1 protein-coding gene is annotated in these 525 nt (G+C 46.3%); it reads left to right on the top strand.

Annotation, left to right across the window (positions count from 1 at the left end; all coding sequences use genetic code 11):
• Positions 1–525 (top strand): SAM-dependent methyltransferase (locus R7R78_RS29295; protein ID WP_225474988.1); only part of this gene is annotated, 525 nt, incomplete at both ends.

The following is a 525-nucleotide window of genomic DNA, read 5'->3' as shown; positions in this document are numbered from 1 at the left end:
ATGTGATTGAGATTGGCACAGGGTGGGGGGCGATGGCGATATACATGGCTGAGCAATACGGTTGCCGAGTGACAACAACGACCATTTCGGAAGAGCAGCATGAATATGCTCGACAGCAAATCGTACAACGAGGTTTAGCCGATCGAATTACTTTACTTAAAGAAGACTATCGTAACCTTACTGGGACGTACGATAAATTGGTTTCTATCGAGATGATTGAAGCCGTGGGGAAACAGTTCTTAGCTTCCTACATCAAAAAATGCGAGTCATTATTAAAGCCTAGCGGCCTGATGGCTATCCAAGCGATTACGATTGCGGACCAGCGCTACGACTATTACAGCAACAATGTCGATTTTATTCAGAAATACATTTTCCCTGGCGGTTTCTTGCCGTCGGTGACGTCTTTGACACAAGCGACCACTAAGCACAGTGATTTGGTGGTTCGTGATTTGTTCGACATCGGCCTAGATTACGCAAAAACACTGAATGAGTGGCATCGCCGTTTTAACCGCGCAGAGGATGCTG

Source organism: Vibrio sp. 2134-1 (genome assembly GCF_033339495.1).
The sequence above is the reverse complement of the archived record's forward strand: the minus strand, read 5'-3'. Positions and strand labels throughout refer to the sequence as shown.